Raw genomic sequence first — 805 nt, forward strand, 5'->3', positions numbered from 1 at the left:
GCTGGCCGGCGCCGGCGCCGAAGACGAACTGATCTACTAGGGGGATGGCTGAATGACCGACATGACCCCCCGCCGCTTCACCTTCGACACCGTGTTCGACGACCACGGCGGCATGACCGCGCCCGCGCGGGTGAAGAAGAACTTCACCCTGGAGGAGCTGGAGGCCGCCAAGGCCGAGGCCTACGCCGCCGGCGAGCAGTCGGCCGTCGCCCAGGCCGAGCGCGAGGCCGCCATGGCCCTGAACGCCATCGGCCAGGCGATCCACGGCGCCTTCACCACCCTGACCGCCGTGGCCCACGAGCACCGCGAGGGTTCGGCGATGCTGGCCCTGGCCTGCGGCCGGGCGATCGCCGACGCGGCCCTGGACCAGTTCCCGGCCAGCCCGGCCCAGGCGGCCCTGTCGGCCCTGGCCCGCGAGGTCGAGGCCAGTCCGAAGCTGACCGTGCGGGTCGCCCCGCACCTGGTCGAGCGCACCCAGGCCGCCCTGGAGCAGACCGCCGACGCGATCGGCTTCCCGGGCCAGATCCTGGCCCGCGCCGACGCCCACCTGCCGGGCGCCGCCTTCGTCCTCGACTGGGGCGACGGCCGCGCGGCCTTCGACCCGACCGACGCGGCCGCCCGCGTCACCCAAGCCCTGGAAGCCGCGATCGCGGCCGAAGGGCTCCACGCCGAACCCCTTCTGCCTAGCGAAAGCTGACCGCCATGTCCGAAGACAACCTCACCCTCGACGAATTCGGCGGCACGATGCTGGCCTCCGAGATGCCGGTCGAACTCAGCGACAAGATCGCGTCCGACCGCGATCTTC

At 72.8% G+C, this 805-nt stretch carries 1 protein-coding gene and 1 pseudogene; both read left to right on the forward strand.

The features are described from left to right. The first annotated feature begins 52 nt into the window (after window positions 1–52). Entirely contained in the window at window positions 53–697 is a 645-nt protein-coding gene (locus J7528_RS23690) for a flagellar assembly protein FliH (RefSeq protein WP_291879764.1), read from the forward strand. Between the two features lie 5 nt (window positions 698–702). Then, a pseudogene (locus J7528_RS23695) lies at window positions 703–805 on the forward strand (flagellar motor switch protein FliN); the annotation flags it as partial.

This window comes from Caulobacter sp., assembly GCF_017744445.1.
Lineage (GTDB): Bacteria > Pseudomonadota > Alphaproteobacteria > Caulobacterales > Caulobacteraceae > Caulobacter.

Bases quoted from the DNA above. Each gene is read 5' to 3' on its own strand.
- J7528_RS23690 (WP_291879764.1), top strand. From the start codon at position 53: ATGACCGACATGACCCCCCGCCGCTTCACCTTCGACACCGTGTTCGAC.